We start from the raw sequence: 903 nt of genomic DNA, 5'->3' as shown, positions 1-903 counted from the left end.
TCTTCGCGCTGAGTATAACCTCACTTCAATGCTTGAAATTGAATATGAAACTCACTACCGCAAGTTTCTGATGCCAACTATTCGTGGCGCGGAAACGGGCTCGAAAAAACGTTATGCGGGTTTAATTGGTGAAGGTGAACAAGAGCGCATTGTATTCAAAGGGCTAGAAAGTGCGCGTACCGACTGGACGCCATTAGCGCAAAAATTCCAAAACACGCTCTATCGAATGGTATTTCACGGCGAAGACCCGAGTGACTATGTGCGTGAAGTAGTAGAAAAAACCAATAATGGGGAGTTTGATGACCAATTGGTTTATCAAAAGCGACTACGCCGAAAGCTGCATGAGTACCAAAAAAACATTCCACCTCAAGTGCGTGCAGCACGTTTAGCCGACGACATTAATGCCAAGCTTGGTCGACCTTTACAGTATCAAAATCGTGGGCGCATAGAGTATTTGATTACCCTAAATGGCCCTGAGCCTCATGAATACCGTAACAGTCCTATCGACTACCAGCACTACATCGACAAACAGCTAAAGCCTGTTGCAGATGCGATTCTGCCATTTATCGGCACAGGCTTTGAAACCCTCTCAGCACCACAGATGGGACTGTTCTAACCAATACGAAACTCAGTCTTTTGGTACTGCTTCACGAGCCAGCCGCCGAAAGCATCAATTAGGCCAATGACCGAACGCTTGGGAATTGGCCTTCCAGATAACAATATGCAGAGGCGGTCAATCTCCAGTTTTTTCTCGGGATGATATTGCAAAAACACTTCACCACATTCTATTGGATCATCAAACCAGCGCTTATCGCGATACATCACCAAAGAGTAAGAAGCTCTTAATAACTTTTTAGCGATGACTACCTGCGCACGAACTTGCTCCTCAAGGCTTGTCGCCTG

1 protein-coding gene and 1 pseudogene are annotated in these 903 nt (G+C 45.8%); one reads left to right on the top strand and one right to left on the bottom strand.

What is annotated here, in order from left to right:
* The coding region (locus R7Q09_RS24675) for a DNA polymerase domain-containing protein (protein WP_318143763.1) at positions 1-616 on the top strand (616 nt) is incomplete at its 5' end.
* Here R7Q09_RS24675 and R7Q09_RS24670 read toward each other — a convergent pair.
* A pseudogene (locus tag R7Q09_RS24670) lies at positions 613-903 on the bottom strand (nucleotidyltransferase domain-containing protein); the annotation flags it as partial. The gene R7Q09_RS24675 and the pseudogene R7Q09_RS24670 overlap by 4 nt on opposite strands.

This window comes from Vibrio sp. 2130-1, assembly GCF_033339515.1.
Note: the sequence above shows the minus strand (reverse complement) of the source record. Positions and strands in the feature narration are given on the sequence as shown.